This is a genomic window from Arthrobacter sp. TRD_SC_6 (genome assembly GCF_055361185.1).
In genome coordinates this window covers 2,955,420-2,970,905 of record NZ_CM143953.1, presented here as the reverse complement: position 1 = coordinate 2,970,905, position 15,486 = coordinate 2,955,420, and the positions used below count along the sequence as shown (strand labels likewise).

The 15,486-nt window shown below is 63.5% G+C and carries 14 protein-coding genes; 9 read left to right on the top strand and 5 right to left on the bottom strand.

The window, feature by feature from the left end:
- Positions 1 to 28 precede the first annotated feature (28 nt).
- Positions 29 to 1,366 carry an MFS transporter gene (locus ACWA1U_RS14080; protein WP_463722785.1) on the top strand — a complete coding sequence of 446 codons (1,338 nt, stop codon included), beginning with the start codon at positions 29 to 31 and terminating at the stop codon, positions 1,364 to 1,366.
- A gap of 86 nt (positions 1,367 to 1,452) precedes the next feature.
- The gene (locus ACWA1U_RS14075) at positions 1,453 to 2,787 is read left to right on the top strand and encodes an MFS transporter (RefSeq protein WP_463722784.1); all 1,335 of its coding nucleotides are present in this window, start codon (positions 1,453 to 1,455) and stop codon (positions 2,785 to 2,787) included.
- 260 nt (positions 2,788 to 3,047) lie between these two features.
- Here ACWA1U_RS14075 and ACWA1U_RS14070 read toward each other — a convergent pair whose 3' ends face one another.
- On the bottom strand, positions 3,048 to 3,869 hold the full coding sequence (locus ACWA1U_RS14070; protein ID WP_463722783.1) for a TetR family transcriptional regulator: 822 nt from the start codon (positions 3,867 to 3,869) through the stop codon (positions 3,048 to 3,050).
- Between the two features lie 45 nt (positions 3,870 to 3,914).
- On the opposite strand from ACWA1U_RS14070, the gene ACWA1U_RS14065 reads away from it, so the two are divergent.
- Positions 3,915 to 4,790, top strand: coding sequence for a DNA-formamidopyrimidine glycosylase family protein (locus ACWA1U_RS14065; RefSeq protein WP_463722782.1), 876 nt, complete (start codon positions 3,915 to 3,917; stop codon positions 4,788 to 4,790).
- Positions 4,791 to 4,826: 36 nt separating this feature from the next.
- On the opposite strand, the gene ACWA1U_RS14060 is transcribed toward ACWA1U_RS14065, so the two are convergent.
- Positions 4,827 to 6,269, bottom strand: coding sequence for a DUF5129 domain-containing protein (locus tag ACWA1U_RS14060; RefSeq protein ID WP_463722781.1), 1,443 nt, complete (start codon positions 6,267 to 6,269; stop codon positions 4,827 to 4,829).
- A gap of 141 nt (positions 6,270 to 6,410) precedes the next feature.
- Here ACWA1U_RS14060 and ACWA1U_RS14055 point away from each other — a divergent pair, with 141 nt between their 5' ends.
- Positions 6,411 to 6,566, top strand: coding sequence for a hypothetical protein (locus ACWA1U_RS14055; RefSeq protein WP_463722780.1), 156 nt, complete (start codon positions 6,411 to 6,413; stop codon positions 6,564 to 6,566).
- Between the two features lie 40 nt (positions 6,567 to 6,606).
- On the opposite strand, the gene ACWA1U_RS14050 is transcribed toward ACWA1U_RS14055, so the two are convergent.
- Complete coding sequence (locus ACWA1U_RS14050; protein ID WP_463722779.1) at positions 6,607 to 7,569, bottom strand: serine/threonine-protein kinase; 963 nt, start codon at positions 7,567 to 7,569, stop codon at positions 6,607 to 6,609.
- A 144-nt stretch (positions 7,570 to 7,713) separates the two neighbouring features.
- Positions 7,714 to 8,514, bottom strand: a complete 801-nt coding sequence (locus tag ACWA1U_RS14045; RefSeq protein WP_463722778.1) for an alpha/beta fold hydrolase — start codon at positions 8,512 to 8,514, stop codon at positions 7,714 to 7,716.
- A 280-nt stretch (positions 8,515 to 8,794) separates the two neighbouring features.
- Here ACWA1U_RS14045 and ACWA1U_RS14040 point away from each other — a divergent pair, with 280 nt between their 5' ends.
- The 5 genes from ACWA1U_RS14040 to ACWA1U_RS14020 all read left to right on the top strand — a co-directional run bounded on the left by ACWA1U_RS14040 (position 8,795) and on the right by ACWA1U_RS14020 (position 14,540).
- A complete protein-coding gene (locus ACWA1U_RS14040; protein ID WP_463722777.1) occupies positions 8,795 to 9,559 on the top strand; it encodes an NUDIX hydrolase in 765 nt (254 codons plus the stop codon).
- On the top strand, positions 9,556 to 10,857 hold the full coding sequence (gene nadA, locus ACWA1U_RS14035) for a quinolinate synthase NadA (protein WP_463722776.1): 1,302 nt from the start codon (positions 9,556 to 9,558) through the stop codon (positions 10,855 to 10,857). Before ACWA1U_RS14040 ends, nadA begins: the two co-directional genes overlap by 4 nt.
- Positions 10,854 to 12,401: an L-aspartate oxidase gene (gene nadB / locus ACWA1U_RS14030; protein ID WP_463722775.1), complete on the top strand. Its 1,548-nt coding sequence runs from the start codon at positions 10,854 to 10,856 to the stop codon at positions 12,399 to 12,401. Before nadA ends, nadB begins: the two co-directional genes overlap by 4 nt.
- A 76-nt stretch (positions 12,402 to 12,477) precedes the next feature.
- Positions 12,478 to 13,398 carry a carboxylating nicotinate-nucleotide diphosphorylase gene (nadC, locus tag ACWA1U_RS14025; protein ID WP_463722774.1) on the top strand — a complete coding sequence of 307 codons (921 nt, stop codon included), beginning with the start codon at positions 12,478 to 12,480 and terminating at the stop codon, positions 13,396 to 13,398.
- Positions 13,395 to 14,540: a cysteine desulfurase family protein gene (locus ACWA1U_RS14020; RefSeq protein ID WP_463722773.1), complete on the top strand. Its 1,146-nt coding sequence runs from the start codon at positions 13,395 to 13,397 to the stop codon at positions 14,538 to 14,540. Before nadC ends, ACWA1U_RS14020 begins: the two co-directional genes overlap by 4 nt.
- On the opposite strand, the gene ACWA1U_RS14015 is transcribed toward ACWA1U_RS14020, so the two are convergent.
- Positions 14,505 to 15,386, bottom strand: coding sequence for an alpha/beta fold hydrolase (locus tag ACWA1U_RS14015; protein ID WP_463722772.1), 882 nt, complete (start codon positions 15,384 to 15,386; stop codon positions 14,505 to 14,507). The genes ACWA1U_RS14020 and ACWA1U_RS14015 overlap by 36 nt on opposite strands.
- Positions 15,387 to 15,486 lie beyond the last annotated feature (100 nt).

Genomic DNA, 15,486 nt, shown 5'->3' with positions numbered 1-15,486 from the left:
ATGCGCACTTCGAAGTACCGGAAAGACCATGACTCCACTCTCCGCCTCCAACCGTCCCAGCAGCGCAGCCGGAAACTTTCCTGACAGCTCAGGATCGCCTGCCCCGTTGGCTGATTCGGGACGAGGCCGCTTCACCCGGCTCCCGCTGATTGCCGGCAGAACGTTCCTACCGCTGGGACTTGTCGCGCGGCTTCCCCTGGCAATGCTCACGGTGGGTGCGCTCACCCTGATTACGGCCGTGAGCGGTTCCTACGCTGCAGGAGGGTTCGCTGCGGGTGCCGTCGGCGTTGGTTCCGCGCTGGGCGCTCCGCTGGTGGGCTACCTCGCAGACAGACTGGGCCAGCGGCCGGTCCTGCTGGTCGCTGCCGCGCTGAACACCCTGGCCATAGTGGGCCTGATTCTCGTCGGCCAGTTCGGGTCGCCCGGGCCTGGCCACGAATTACTTCCCGTTCTCGCAGCCGCCTTTCTCATGGGCGCAACCTCGCCACAGATCGGTCCCCTCGCGCGGGTTCGTTGGATGGTCCTGACCGAACAGCAGCGTCCGGCGGACCTCGACACCGCGTTGTCCTACGAGAGCACGGCTGACGAGCTGACCTTCGTCCTGGGCCCCGCGCTGGTGGGCCTCCTGGCGAGCCTCATCGCCCCCTGGCTGCCGCTCGCACTGGCCGCGCTGCTGACGGTCGTTTTCGTCACTGCCTTCGCCGTCCACCCCACCGAGCAGGCGGTGATTCCGCTCAGGCGCCGGCCGCGTGCTGCCTTATCAGCCGGGCACGGGAAGCGCTCCCGTGCGGGAATGGGACGAACCACACTTCTGGTGGCGCTGCCGGTTCTGGGAATGGTGAGCATGGGTACGTTCTTCGGATCCGCGCAGACGGCACTCATCGCTTTCGCAGGGGAATTCGACGCCGAGACCTCGGCGGGCCTGCTGTACGCAGTGATGGGCATCAGTTCTGCGCTGGCCGCCCTGTCTGTTGCCTACTGGCCGCAAAGCTTCAGGCAACCGTGGCGATGGGGGATTTCCGCGGCGGTGATGAGCGCCGCCGCCCTGCTCCTGTTTCTCCCGCAGGACATTCCACTGATGCTTGTGGTGCTCTTCGTGCTCGGTATCCCGGTGGGGCCCACTATGGTGACCATTTTCAGCATCGGTTCAATCGTTGCGCCGAAGCACCTCGTCGGTACCGTCATGACCATGCTGGCGAGTGGAATTGTCGCGGGTACGGCACTCGGTGCGTCAGTGGCCGGGGCACTTGCGGAAGGCGCCGGACCGGATCCGTTTTCCGTGTCCGTGGCGGCCGCCGTCGTGCTGTTGGTGCTGGGAATTCTGTCAGCGGTTGTGCTCAGGAATAAGGACGGGCGGGGAGCTTGATCACCGAGTCCACGGAAGGAGTATGATCTGAACCACAATTACCGAACGTTCTGTCGGTAATTGAAGCCCGTCCACTTGGAGTAACAATGACGTCTTCAACAGCAACCCCCCGGCAGCGGATGTCGAGGGAGGATCGCAAAGTAGTAGCAGGCACGATGGTCGGTACAACCATCGAGTGGTATGACTTCTTCATCTTTGCCCAGGCCGCCGGAATAATTTTCGCCCAGCTGTACTTCGCCCCACTCAACGAAGACAGTCCAGGGCTGGCGCAATTGGTCTCCTGGGCAACGATCGGTATCAGCTTCTTCTTCCGGCCACTCGGTGCCATCGTCGCAGGTCACCTTGGCGACCGCATCGGCCGCAAGGCGATGCTGGTCTTCACGCTGGTGATGATGGGCGCTTCAACGGCGTTGATCGGCTTGCTGCCGACCTACGCCCAGATTGGCATAGGCGCTCCTATCCTGCTGATGCTCCTGCGCATCCTGCAGGGATTCTCAGCTGGAGGTGAGTGGGGAGGCGCGGCACTGATGGCGGTCGAGCACGCGCCGGCCAACAAACGCGGATTCTGGGGTGCCTACCCCCAGATCGGTGTACCCGTGGGAATGATTCTTGCGACCCTTGTGCTGTTCTCCCTGCGCTCAAACATGTCGGAAGAGGACTTCCTCGCATGGGGATGGCGGATTCCGTTCCTGATTTCCGTAGTGCTCATTGTGGTTGGCTACTTCATCCGCAAGGCGGTCGCCGAAAGCCCGGTCTTCAAGGAGATGGCTGAACGCAAACAGGAATCATCCGTTCCCCTGGCCCAGCTCTTCAAGCACAACACCAAGCAGGTCGTCCTGACTGCGGCGATCTTCATCGGCAACAATGCTGCCGGTTACCTGCTGATTGCGTTCTTCTCGGCCTACGCCCAGAGGACGCTCGGCATGCCTGCAGAGCCGGTACTCTTCGCAACGCTGCTGGCGTCCTTCGGTTGGCTCATCTTCACCATGTACGGCGGCATTCTCTCTGACCGGATCGGGCGGGTACGAACATTCCAGATCGGCTACGCGCTCATCTTTGTCTGGATGATTCCGCTCTTCCTGATGATCGACACCCGCAGCGTCCTGGCGTACGGAGTTGCGCTGTTCGTCCTGACTATCGGGCTCGGCCTCTCCTACGGGCCTATGTCCGCGATGTATGCGGAAATGTTCCCTCCCAACGTTCGGTACTCGGGCATTGGAATCGGCTACGCCCTCGGCGCGATTCTCGGCGGCGCCTTCGCCGCCCTGATTGCCGAGGCGCTGCTAAGGAGCACGGGCACTTCAATCTCGATTGCCCTGTACATCATGGCGCTCTGTGTGATCTCCTTCATCGGTGTGAGCATGGTGAAGGAGACCCGCGGCGCTCCGCTCCGCCTGTCGGAGATGCAGAAGCAGGACTAACCAGCTGCGGTTGTCCCACCCAACCGACGCATCTCGGTATGGATAGCGCGATGGGTAGTTCTCCCCATGGCGGCATCCGGCGGGAGCTTCGTACAATTTCTATCAAGTCGGGCCTTGTACGAGGGGTCCGCCGCCGGTCCGACGGGCCCGGTTTGAAAGGCCGGTTCGCCAGGGTCCCCCCAGCCCTCCCGAGCCGGCCTTTCGCGTGGGCGGGCTCCTCCCGCGCCGACTCGTTCCCGCGCCTATAGATTCCCGCGACGCTAGGCCTGGAACGCCCGCCTGCGCGTCTGGAGCCCAAGAACGAGCGCGTCCAGGCCAAGGGCGAAGGCCGCGTCCGCCTGCTGGCCGCTCGCTCCCCGGTCTTGTGCTGCAACGGCGGCGGTGAAGCGCGGGAAGTCGTCGGCGAGTTGTCCCGACTCGAAGATGGTCTCTGGAGCGGTAGCGTCAAAGGATGACCCGAAAATAAATGACTCCAGCGCAACGATGGCCGGAACGATCAGGGGCTCAGGCCACCGGTCCGCCAGGAAACCCGCAGTCACCGCCTCGTACACCGCGAGGGTTTGCCGCGCACCGCTGACCGGTAGGACGGCAATGATTGGGATGAGTGGCGTGTGCTGCGTGAAGACTTCGCGGTAGGACCAGGCGAACCGCCGCACGGCCGCCTCCCAGGGTTCCTCGCCGAACCCCGCAATGTCGATCTGGGTCATCAGGTGATCCTGGACGAGAATAAGAACATCCGACTTGGACTCGACATGGTTGTACAACGACGACGGCGCCACCTGCAGGGCGCGGGCCAGCGAGGACATTGTGAGGCCTTCGTATCCGCGGCCCTCAATCAGCTTCAGGGCAGCCCGGGTTATGGCTTCCTGGGACAGTACCCGGTTCAGCGGGCGGCCTGCGGATCGCCGTGATGGCTCCGAAGCGGTCGCCATGCGCATCCTCCTGATGTCCGTGCTTGCGTATGCGGACCACGCTTGTGGCGCACCGTACCAACCGTAATCGACGGGCATGTCAAAGCGGATTCGGCGTGCTGGCCGGTCGTCCTGCAGCCCGCGAATTGTCGGCCGGCTGATCTTGCCCATCCTTACTTCCTGCTGCCGGCGATCCTTCGCTGTTACCGTAGTGGCATGCCGGAGATGCCTGAGGTTCAAGGGCTCGCTCAGTTCCTGGGCAGCAAGTTACTGCCCGATGGCGGCCCGCCGGCAGTGGTGCGGGACCTTCAGCTCGGTTCCTTCGCCATACTCAAGACGGCGCGGGTTGCGCCGTCTGCAATCGGTGGGATGGCGTTCAGCGAGGTCCAGAGGCGCGGGAAGTTCCTGATCCTTAGCCTGGACGGCGTGCATCTTGTGTTGCACCTCGCCCGTGCAGGTTGGCTGCGTTGGTCCGATGCCGTGCCGGATACCATCCTGCGGCCCGGAAAGGGCCTGATAGCGCTGAGGCTGCGGTGCGCCGAACCGGTTGGGTACGGCTTCGACCTGACGGAAGCTGGAACGCGCAAATCCGCTGCTGCCTACCTGGTGGAAGACCTCACTGAGGTTCCGGGGCTGAATCGGCTGGGGCCGGAGGCACTCGATGTTGAGCCCACCCAGTTCCTGGCCATGGTGCATGGGCACCGCAACCAGATCAAGGGCCTACTCAGGGACCAGTCCTTCATGGCCGGTATAGGCAACGCGTACAGTGACGAGATCCTTCACACCGCGCAGCTCTCCCCGTACGCACTGGCCGCCAATCTCGACGACGGCGAGCTTGACCGCCTCTACGTTGCAATGCATTCGGTGTTGGGCGCCGCGATTGCGGCTGCGGCAGGCAAGCCTGCCAAGGAACTCAAGGATGCCAAACGGCGCGAGATGAAGGTCCACGGGCGCGCGGGTGAAACGTGCCCAGTGTGCGGGGACACCGTTCGGGAGGTTTCCTTCGCCGACTCGGCGCTGCAGTACTGCCCCACCTGCCAGACCGGCGGAAAGCCCCTCGCAGACCGCAGAACGTCGAAATTCCTCAAGTAGCCACTCGGAACTTCCCAGAACTTTGCGTTCGGAACTTCAGAATCGCGACGAGCTGCCTGATCCGGAGAAGCTTCCCCCACTGGAGCCATAACCCGTGGTGGAGCCGCTGCTGCTACTCCTTGCGGACTGGACACTGCTTTGCCCGGCGGTGACGCCGGCGTTGAAAGCCGCTACCGAGTAGAAGGGCCTGTGGGCATGGACCGTGTCCAGGATGCTCCGGGCAGGATGGCCCCCGCGGTGAACGTTCTTCCCAAGCTCCTCGCGCATCAGGGCGGACTCCCGCTCGTTCTTCGTGTGAAGGCCGATCACCGTTTCAGCATGCTGCTGGAGCAGTCCAGTGAGACGTTCACGGGAGGCAAACAGAAGATCCAGGGCGTCGTCAGGCAGAAGCGTACGTTCCTGCATTCCGTTGGCCCATTGCTCGAGGTTGCGGCGGGTCTCTTCCTGATAGGAGTCCAGAGCCTGCGCGCTCGCTGCCTGAGCGCCCTCACCGGTCCGCAGAGTCTTTTGCACATTCTCCAGGTCCTCCCGCAGTGGAGCTGTCTGGCGATCCCAGGATCTCTGCCAACCTTCGTGAAGATTCAGCAGGGCGTTACTGTCAGCGATGACATCGTCAAGGGCGTCGAGGCTGCCAGCGGCCTCGGCGTACCGCTGGGCAAGGAGGACCTTCGCCTTACTGGAGAAATCCTTCACTGACAGAGCATTGACCTCGTTGTTGAGCTCCGCCAGGGAGGCGTACTCCGTTGAGAAGTTCCGGTACTTCTCCAGCACCATCTCCCCGTGCTTGGAGGTGCCTGGGATTGTGCTCGCGTTGAGCTCGGTTGCATCGAGATCCATGGACACGCTGGAGAAGCTGCGATTGCCTGCCTCGCGCAGTTGCTGTCCTTTGAGCCGGTTCTGGCTTCGCAGATGAGCGCGAATTCCAAAACCGAGAAGGAGCCCGCCGACTCCAACGGCCGCGCCGATGTGCGCCCTGGGGTCGAGGTAGAACGGCCGTTGAATGATCTGCGCGGCTTTCTCCACCCCCTTGATGGTTCCGTCAGTCCACTGGGCATCGCGGAAGGGTTCCTTGGTTGCCTCCTGGATCTCCTCCCGCTGCTCGATGGAAACCAACCGGTCCTCGCCCATATATGTGCCCACCTGCCGCCCATCCGTATCAAGGGCGAAAAGAAACAGGCCATCAGCCCACTTCTGACCGTCGGGACTCAGCCATTCCGGATGCTCCATCCGCGCGAAACGGAGGACTTCCTCGTTGAGATTGTCCGAGGCAGACCCACGGCGGGTGTAGATCGCCACTGTGGTCGGTTTGTGGAACTCAATGTCCTCAATAGCCGGAATCAGCTTGCCATGATCCAGCACACCCGCCTGGTCTTCGACAACAACTGAGTCGGTCAGCTGTGCGGTGGCTGCCACCGCCGGAAAGGCACAACCGACCAGTGCCGCTGCGATGAGCAGGAGCGAGCCTAATGTCCGTTTCATGATCCCCCTCGTGAAATATCTACCCGCAGCACACTAGCTCCGGTGGAGTAATAGTTTCACGCCGCACCTGTGGATAGAGGAATAAGATCAGTAGGGTAGAGGTCCGGTAAAACGGATCTACACCTAACCCAGGAGGTCAGCATGACGAGCGAGCCAGGTAACAAGGACGCACAGGGTGAAGATTCCGAAAGCACTGAGCCGGAGGGAACCATTCCCAACTCTGAGGACGGGGTTGGGCTGACGTCCACCGACGAGCCGAACAACTTCGAGCCGGAAGAAGACCCCGACGCCGACTAATCGCTGAGCGGCAATGGTCGCCCTGCGCCCGCCCCGGCAGTTATCCCAGCGAGGGTGCGTGTGAGGGCGGCTTGGGAATGTGTACATTCCCCGTGGTGATTCCGCCGGTGACGACGTCGGGCGCCTCGCCTTCGCGGCTGTAGATCGCTGGCCGCGGAGCCAGGACTGCGACGTCGTCGTTGGTGGTTTCCCGCGCCCTGAGCGCGACGGCCACCCCGTGGGCATCGGGGCGCAACAGCGGATCCCGTGCTGTCATCCGCTTGATCAGGTCCACCCACTCCGGCCCCACGTAATCGGGAACTTCCGGGTCACGAAGGAGGCGGGCTACAGCGGCCTCAACGATGGGGCCGGGGAAGGTCTTTTCCCCGGTGAGGCACTCCAGGAGCACGAGACCGAGGGAGTAGATGTCAGTGCTCGGCTCAACCCTTAAGCCTTCAGCCTGCTCAGGGCTTAGGTAGTTCGCCGTACCGATGGTCGCACCAAGTGCAGTGGACTGGGTTGCTTCCACCATGCGCGCGATGCCGAAGTCTGTCAGCTTCGGATAAAGACGGGTGTCCTGCTCGCCGGAGTGATACATCAGGATGTTGGCGGGCTTCACGTCCCTGTGGATGACGCCCTGGGCGTGGATGTAGGCCAGGGCGTCGGCCAGGTCAGCACCAAGCTGTGCAACCTGGTCCGACGAGAGGGGGCCGGACTTCAGAAGTTTGCGCAGGTCCAGACCGTCCACCAGTTCCATGACGAGGAAACTGGTGGTCTTACCGTCGCCGTCGTCCTGGAGGCCGGCGTCATGCAACGTTACCAAGCCCGGGTGATTAAGGGTGGAGAGCAGCATGGTTTCGGTGTGCTGGCGACGGTAATCGTCGTCATCCGAAGTGGTGGGGTTGAACACCTTGACGGCTACGTCCCGGCCGAGGTTCCGGTCGGTCGCCCGAAAAACCGAGGCGGCGCCACCGGTGCCAATTAGCTCAACCGGCTGGTAGCGCTCGGCCAGGAGTTCATCCACGTGTGTCCTCCGGGAAGTTAGACGAGTCAGAAGAAGTGTCGCAACAAGAAGTGATAAGCATGCTGATCACCTCGATTATTCTAACCCTGTAGTCCTCATCCGGAAGCCGCTGCGCTACCTTCGCTGCGAAAAGTTTGGTAATTGTTACGTGCCGAGAAACGCGATGGCTGCTTCCTTGAACGTGCGGGAGGTGACGGCGTTGGTATGGGAGCGCCCGGGCAGCCAGAGAACCTCGGCGTGCCCGCTCAGTTCCGCCAGTTGGGGCAAAGTACCCGCCCTCTCGTCAGACTCACCCGCCACCAGTAGGAGCGGCATGCGGGGTACGGCATCAGAGGGGACAAATGGTTCGCGCTTGATCGCCTCAACCATGGTGAGCAACGCGAAGATGTCGTTGGTGGGTATCAGGCGTGCCATGGTGAGCAAAGCCGCTGTGGAGGCGTCCTCGATGGGTGTTCCATCGGTGAGGAAACGCTGTGCCGCAGCGAGGTCGAACTCCGCAAGCGGGTCCCCGGTGCCCGGGCCGCCAAGCACCATGCGATGAACCAGTTCGGGCTGGGTTGCGCCGAATTCCCAGGCCAACCGCGAACCGAGCGAGTACCCAATGATGTCGACGCCGCTCGCCAGGTTTCCATCCGTCAGCGGGGAAACGTGCGCATCCAGCAGGATCTGCAGCAGGTCGGCACGGATGCGGCTGGGGGAATAGGCATCCATCTCTTCGGGTGCGGCGCTTGCGCCGTGTCCAGGCAGGTCAACAGTGATCACTGTCCGGCCTGCTTCAGTTAAAGCCCGGACCCAGCCTGCGTTTTCCCAGTTCAGGGCGGCCGACGAAGCAAAGCCGTGCAGCAGGAGTACGGGGCGTACCGCCGAATCACTGGCCGGCTCGATGATTGCGACGTTCAGCCGAGGGTCCGTGCCCTCCACGAGGTGATCGCTGTGCCGTCCCATGTGAGTCCTCCGCGTTCCTGGCCCTCCGGTCATTGCCTTGGCGGGCGCAGCAGCCGGAGGTCATCGGGTATTCCGCGAAGCCCAGTGCGGGCTTCTCCTTGAACTCTAGTGTCCTCGGCGGCCGGTCGGTGGGGACTGCTGCGAGTATCAACAGACTGGCAGCGTCCTAACCCCCTGGTCGATCCATCCGGAGTCCCCTCCGGTCGCATGGCGGGTTTGCCGCGCGGATGGCTTATAGTCATATTGACCATAAGCCTTGGGATCAGAGAAGGAGGTAGTCATGACTACAGGCTCAGCGAACGTTTCGGAACGCAGCCAGCAACCGCCGTCGTTGGCTATCTCCACGGTGATTTTCGCGCTCCGGCCCAGCGAAACCTCGGGAAGGCCCACCCTTTGGCTCCCGTTGGTGCGCAGGATCCGCCAGCCGTACCTTGGCCAGTGGGCGCTGCCCGGCGGCCCGCTTGCGCACACCGAATCGCTTCAGGACGCCGCGAGCCGGAACCTGCTCGAAACCACCGGCCTCGCACCGAAATACCTGGAGCAGTTGTACGCGTTCGGCGGCCTGCACCGATCTGTCGGGCAGCGCCTGGTGTCGATCGTTTACTGGGCACTGGTCCAGGCTGACGAGACCGAGCTGACAGGTGAGTCCGAGAACGTGCGCTGGTTCCGGGCTGACCGGCTTGAGGCGCTTGCCTTCGACCACAACGAGATTGTGGACTACGCACTCTGGCGCCTGCGCAACAAGATGGAGTACGGCTCCATTGCCTACCACTTCCTGGGCGAACGCTTCACCCTGTCGCAGGTCCGGGAGGTCTACGAAGCTGTGCTGGAGAAGCAACTTGATCCGGCCAATTTCAGGCGCCAGCTGCGGTCGATTCCCCACATATCGGAGACCGAGGAGTACATGCAGGGCACACCGCACCGCCCTCCACGCCTCTACCGCTACACAGGGCCCGTGCCCACCTACGGCGAGAGCCAGCAGTCCCACACGCCAAACCTGACCACCACCCGCTCAACCGAGCATCAGTTACGGAGAGTCCCATGACGAGCATCAACACCGCCATCCAACTGATCACGCGTGAGGATGCCGAGCGCTCGCAGGCCGAGGGGAGCACCTGCAGTCCGGCCCTCGCCAAGGGGCCCTGGGAGTTCGACCAGCCGTCAAGCTCCCTTTCTGCGCCTGACTACGGGCCCGGCGCCTCGATGCAGGACATCGCTCCACCGACCACGCCGCGCCAGGGTGCGCTACCCGAGGAATACCAGCTGGCAACCGAGATTGAACTTGATGCCAGAATCGTGGCGGCAAAGCAGGTTCTGGGGGACAAGCTGGTCATCCTTGGCCACTTCTACCAGCGGGACGAAGTAGTCAAGCACGCCGACTTCCTGGGTGACTCCTTCCAGCTGGCAAACGCTGCGCTGACCAGGCCCGACGCCGAGGCGATCGTTTTCTGCGGCGTGCACTTCATGGCCGAAACCGCGGACATCCTCTCCCGCCCCGACCAAAGCGTCATTCTCCCGAACCTGGCAGCCGGCTGCTCGATGGCGGATATGGCAGACATCGATTCAGTGACGGACTGCTGGGAACAGCTTGAGGAGCTCTTCGGAACAGAGCCCGACGACGGCGGCCGCCAGCCGGTCATCCCCGTCACCTACATGAATTCCTCGGCTGCCCTGAAGGCCTTCTGCGGGCGGCACGGCGGCATCGTGTGCACCTCCTCGAACGCGGCAACAGTTCTTGAGTGGGCGTTCGAGCGCGGCCAGCGTGTGCTGTTCTTCCCGGACCAGCACCTCGGACGCAATACCGCGAAGACAATGGGCGTGCCACTCGAACAGATGCCGATGTGGAATCCCCGTAAGGTGCTCGGCGGAAGCTCCGAGCAGGAGCTTCTCGACTCCAAGGTGATTCTTTGGCACGGATTCTGCTCGGTCCACAAGCGTTTCACGGTCAACCAGATCGAGAAGGCGCGGGCTGAACACCCCGGAGTGCGCGTGATCGTCCACCCGGAGTGCCCCATGTCCGTGGTGGACGCGGCAGACGAAGCCGGATCCACCGACTACATCCGCAAGGCCATCGACGCTGCCCCTCCGGGAACCACATTTGCTGTGGGCACCGAGATCAACATGGTGAACCGGCTGGCGGCCGAGTACCCGCAGCACACTATCTTCTGCCTGGACCCGGTGATCTGCCCATGCTCCACCATGTACCGCATCCACCCTGGTTACCTCGCGTGGGTGCTGGAAGGGCTCGTCGAGGGCGAGGTCCGTAACCAGATCCAGGTTGATGGCGAGGTCGCAGCGCACGCGCGGGTCGCGCTCGAGCGGATGCTGGCGGCAAAGCCGTGACGCACGTCCTGGTGGTTGGCAGCGGAGTCGCTGGTCTCTATACCGCCCTGGAACTGCGTCGGCAGTCCGCCACCACGGAATCCGATCTGCACGTGACCCTGATCGCCAAAGGAACATTGCGTCAGAGCAATACCTGGTTTGCGCAGGGCGGGATAGCAGCCGTTCTTCCCTCCGTGCATCGTGGCGGGCTCCCGGACAGTACGGATCTGCATGTATCTGACACGCTCGCTGCCGGTGCGGGCCACTGCGACGAAGCAGTAGTGCGCGTGCTCTGCACCGATTCGGCCGCCCATATCGAACGGCTCATTTCGCTGGGCACCTACTTCGACCGCACGGGTGACGGCCACCTCGCAGTCGGACGGGAAGCTGCCCACACGGCTGACCGCATACTTCACATCGGGGGGGATTCAACCGGTGCAGGCATCGCCAATCCTCTCATCGAGGCGGTCGAGGCCGATCCACTCATCACCATCAGTGAACACACTTTCCTCGCCGACCTGGTGACGAAGGCAGGGAAAGTGACGGGCGCCGTCGTCGTTCTGGAAAACGGTGACACAGAGGTCATCACCGCTGACGCCGTGGTTCTTGCCACGGGCGGCGCGGGCGCACTCTTCGAACACAGCACCAACCCGCCGGTCGCAACAGGCGACGGCGTTGCGGCAGCCTGGCGGGCAGGCGCGGTGGTGGCGGACCTCGAGTTCTTCCAGTTCCACCCGACGTCGCTGGAAGCGGAGGGCCACCCCCTCATTTCGGAGGCGGTGCGCGGCGCTGGTGCTGTGCTGCGCGATGATGCCGGCCACCGGTTCATGGCTGACTACCATGAGGATGCAGAGCTGGCCCCGCGGGATGTGGTGTCCCGGAGCATAGCGCTTCATCTCGCCACAACGGGCGGACAGCGCGTGTACCTGGATGCCACCGCGTTGGACCACGAGTTCCTGGCACGGCGCTTTCCCACGCTTTCCGCAGTAACCGCGGCCGCGGGTTACCAGTGGTGGAGCGAGCTGGTTCCCGTTGTTCCCGCAGCACACTACTGGATGGGCGGGGTAGTGACGGACCTCGCGGGCCGCACCTCCATTCCCGGCCTCTATGCGGTCGGTGAAGTTGCCCGCACGGGAGTGCACGGGGCAAACCGGCTTGCTTCGAACTCGCTGCTGGAGGGCCTGGTATTCGGGGCGCGTGCGGCCGCCGCGATCACCGCCTCCGTTGCCAGTTGGCCCGTGTTCCACTCCCGTGTGCTCGATCTTCCGGAGGGACGTGAGACTGCATCGCGCGACGACGTCCAGAGGGTTCTATCGGAGCACGCCTCGATCCTGCGGGACGAAGCCGGCCTCCGCGTTGCAGCCAAGCAACTGGGCGAGTGGCGTTCGGACGGTACATCGGTTGCCGCGAGGGAAACCGCGAACCTGCTGCTGTGCGCCCGTCTGCTCACATACGCAGCCTCGCTCCGTAAGGAATCACGAGGCGCGCACTACCGAAGTGATTTCCCCGCTACAACGCCGGAGAACGACGCCGCAGGGCCCGTTTTCCTGAGGAGGCTTGCGTGAGTGAAGCCCGTGCAGTCCTACCCGTCGCCCCCGCCGTAGATGTCGTCGTCGTCCTTCAAATCTCGAGGAGATCGCTGTGAGTTTTCCGCAGGCCGCGCCGTCGGCACAGGACGTCGACCGCATCGTTGCTGCGGCGCTCGCCGAGGACGCACCGTGGGGCGATGTGACCAGCCAGGCGCTGATCCCAGCGGACGCCCGAGCGAGCGCGTCGGTAGTGGCCCGCGAGCAGGGAATCTTCTGCGGGGAGCAGGTCATTGAAGCTGCCATGCGGCTGGCCGACAGCTCGATCAGCGTCGACTTCACCGTTCGTGATTCGGAGGCGTTCGACGCCGGTGCGGTGCTGGCTACGGTCGAAGGGCCGGCCCGCGCTGTCCTTACCGCAGAACGTGTGGCACTGAACCTTGCGCAAAGATTGAGCGGCATTGCGACGCTGACGGGGAAGTTCGTTGCCGAAGTTGCCGGCACACGGGGGCGCGTGGTCGATACCCGCAAGACAACGCCCGGCCTGCGGGTTCTGGAGCGGTATGCGGTGCGGTGTGGTGGTGGTTTCAATCACCGGTTCAGCCTTTCGGACGCAGTCATGGCCAAGGACAATCACCTCGCAGTGATTACCCGTGACGGAACAATTGGACTCACTGAGGCGCTTTCAGCGGCCAGGGCACGGCTTCCGCACACGGTGCACTTCGAGGTGGAGGTTGACCGGCTGGACCAGATAGAACCAGTGCTGGCCGCAGGCGTGGACACCATCATGCTTGATAATTTCAGCCTTGAGGAGCTCTCGACAGGAGTGCAGCAGGTAGCCGGGCGCGCACTGGTCGAAGCGAGCGGCAACGTGCGCCTGGAGACGATCGGAGCGATTGCACGCACGGGTGTGGACATCATCTCTTCCGGTGCGCTGACGCACAGCGTGCACGCGTTGGACCTCGGACTGGACATCCGCATCGAGGCCGGGAACGCGTTCGCTGAGACCATTGATCAGGGCGGCGGTTTGCCGTGATCTACCTCGATGCTGCAGCCACTGCGCCAGTAAGGCGCGAAGTGCTTGAGGCAATGTGGCCGCTCCTGACGAACGACTTTGGTAACCCGTCCAGCCACCACAGCGTGGGGGAGTCGGCGGCACGCGCCCTGGACTATGCCCGCGGGCTCGTGGCCTCCCAGTTGAACTGCAGGCCGGGTGACGTTGTCTTCACCTCCGGGGGGACGGAAGCAGACAATCTGGCGATCAAGGGCCTTGCGCTGGCGAGACCGCGGGCAAAGCACGTTGTCGCCTCGGCGATAGAGCATCCGGCGGTACTGGAAAGCCTTGACTACCTGGAGCGTGTGCACGGTTTCCGTGTCACCCTCCTGCCGGTGACTGGTGAGGGTCTTGTTGACGCCGACGCGCTCCGGGCCGCGCTGACGCCGGAGACGACGCTCTGCACGATCATGTACGCCAACAATGAAGTGGGCACCGTGCAGCCAATCGCAGCACTGGCGGAGGTCTGTCGCGGGGCCGGCGTTCCCTTCCATACCGATGCGGTGCAGGCAGCCGGCTGGCTGGAACTGGACACTGCAGAGCTTGGGGTGGACCTGATGAGCATTTCGGGTCACAAGATCGGGGCACCGAAAGGGTGCGGTGTGCTGTTCGCGCGGGGGCGGCTTCCGCTTGAGCCGCTAATCCATGGTGGTGGGCAGGAGCGGGGAAATCGCTCCGGGACCGAGAATGTAGCCGGTGCCGTTGCTCTCGCCACCGCGCTCCAGCTCGCCCAGGCGGAACGGGAGACGAGCAGCCGAACGGCCCGCACCCAGCGGGAACACCTGATTTCCACGGTGCTCGGTGCGGTCGAAGGCGCCATCCTGACCGGCCACCGCGAGCTTCGCCTGCCCAATAGTGCTTCGTTTTGTTTTCCAGGAACCAATGGCGAGGCGATCCTGCTCGAATTGGAGCGCAGCGGAGTGGTGTCGTCGAGCGGTTCGGCGTGTGCTGCCGGATCGAGCGAGCCGTCTGCGGTGTTGCTTGCTTTGGGCCTCGAGCCGGAGGTCGCTCAGACGGCGCTGCGGCTTTCCTGGACAGGCGCGACCACAGATGCTGAGATCGCTCTGGCTGCCCGTGCGGTGATCGCTTCAGTCGGTGCTGTTCAGGGCCTCGGGCGCCTCTGAGCTTCGCAACATGTCTATCAGGGTCGGAGCGTCCTCCAGATGGGCAAAGTGGCCGGTTCCGGGGAGGACGATTGTTTTCGCGTCCGGGATGAGCCCGGCCAGTGCCTCGAGCTCCTGACCGGGAGTGAAGATGTCTTTCTCGCCGCGAGCCAGCAAGGTGGGGGAACTGATCGAATGCCACCTGCCGACGTCGTACTTCAGGAGCGCTTGCGCAGCCGCGAGGAACGACGCCGGGCGCACGTCCTGGGCGAGGTCAGCGAACACGTCGCCGCGTAGCTTCGCCGGTTTCGCGAAGAACGGTGCGAGCGCCAGGCGGAGCAGCCCTGTCCGTTCCGCGAAACGGAGGAGCTTCGGAGACGCTGAACCCGTTGTGTGAAGGAACCGCATGAGCAGGTGCATTCCCACCAGCGGCGCCATGGCCGGATGCTGGAGCGGCTTCCTCAGGGCGGCAGCGGCGGAGAGCGCAGTGGGAGAGAGCGCGACGACGGCGAGCGTCGCCAACGGTTCGGCACTGGCGATTTCGAGTGCGAGCACGCCTCCCATGGAATGGCCGCAGATGCGCCAGCGTCGGTAGGCCAGATATTCGAGCGCTTCCGTGACGGCGCGGCCCTGTTCCTCGATGGTGAAGGGAAGAGTCCCCGGAGAATCGCCCCAGCCGGGCAGGTCAATGACCACGATGTCGCCACGCGGGTCCGTCCGCGAAGCAAGCTCGTTGAGCATTTCGTTGAAAGTACGCCAGGAACCGGACGCGCCGTGCAGCAGGATCCACGGTGGACTGGCGGCTTCCGATCCGCCGAAAACTCGGACAGCAATCGGTCCGAGGGAGGTGGGGACGAGACGCAGCATGAGCTCTATTGTGCGGCGTATCCGTGCGGCCAGTCCTTTTCAGACACTTCTCCGTGATTCGAGTCACTACATTGCAGGTCACTGCATAGAGTAGGGGAGG

Excerpts from the sequence above, each read along its gene's own strand:
- ACWA1U_RS14080 (WP_463722785.1), top strand. The coding sequence starts at position 29 with ATGACTCCACTCTCCGCCTCCAACCGTCCCAGCAGCGCAGCCGGAAAC.
- ACWA1U_RS14045 (WP_463722778.1), bottom strand. The coding sequence starts at position 8,514 with ATGGGACGGCACAGCGATCACCTCGTGGAGGGCACGGACCCTCGGCTG.
- ACWA1U_RS14060 (WP_463722781.1), bottom strand. The coding sequence starts at position 6,269 with ATGAAACGGACATTAGGCTCGCTCCTGCTCATCGCAGCGGCACTGGTC.
- ACWA1U_RS14070 (WP_463722783.1), bottom strand. The coding sequence starts at position 3,869 with ATGGGCAAGATCAGCCGGCCGACAATTCGCGGGCTGCAGGACGACCGG.
- ACWA1U_RS14055 (WP_463722780.1), top strand. The coding sequence starts at position 6,411 with ATGACGAGCGAGCCAGGTAACAAGGACGCACAGGGTGAAGATTCCGAA.
- nadA (WP_463722776.1), top strand. The coding sequence starts at position 9,556 with ATGACGAGCATCAACACCGCCATCCAACTGATCACGCGTGAGGATGCC.
- ACWA1U_RS14040 (WP_463722777.1), top strand. The coding sequence starts at position 8,795 with ATGACTACAGGCTCAGCGAACGTTTCGGAACGCAGCCAGCAACCGCCG.
- ACWA1U_RS14075 (WP_463722784.1), top strand. The coding sequence starts at position 1,453 with ATGACGTCTTCAACAGCAACCCCCCGGCAGCGGATGTCGAGGGAGGAT.
- ACWA1U_RS14015 (WP_463722772.1), bottom strand. The coding sequence starts at position 15,386 with ATGCTGCGTCTCGTCCCCACCTCCCTCGGACCGATTGCTGTCCGAGTT.
- ACWA1U_RS14065 (WP_463722782.1), top strand. The coding sequence starts at position 3,915 with ATGCCGGAGATGCCTGAGGTTCAAGGGCTCGCTCAGTTCCTGGGCAGC.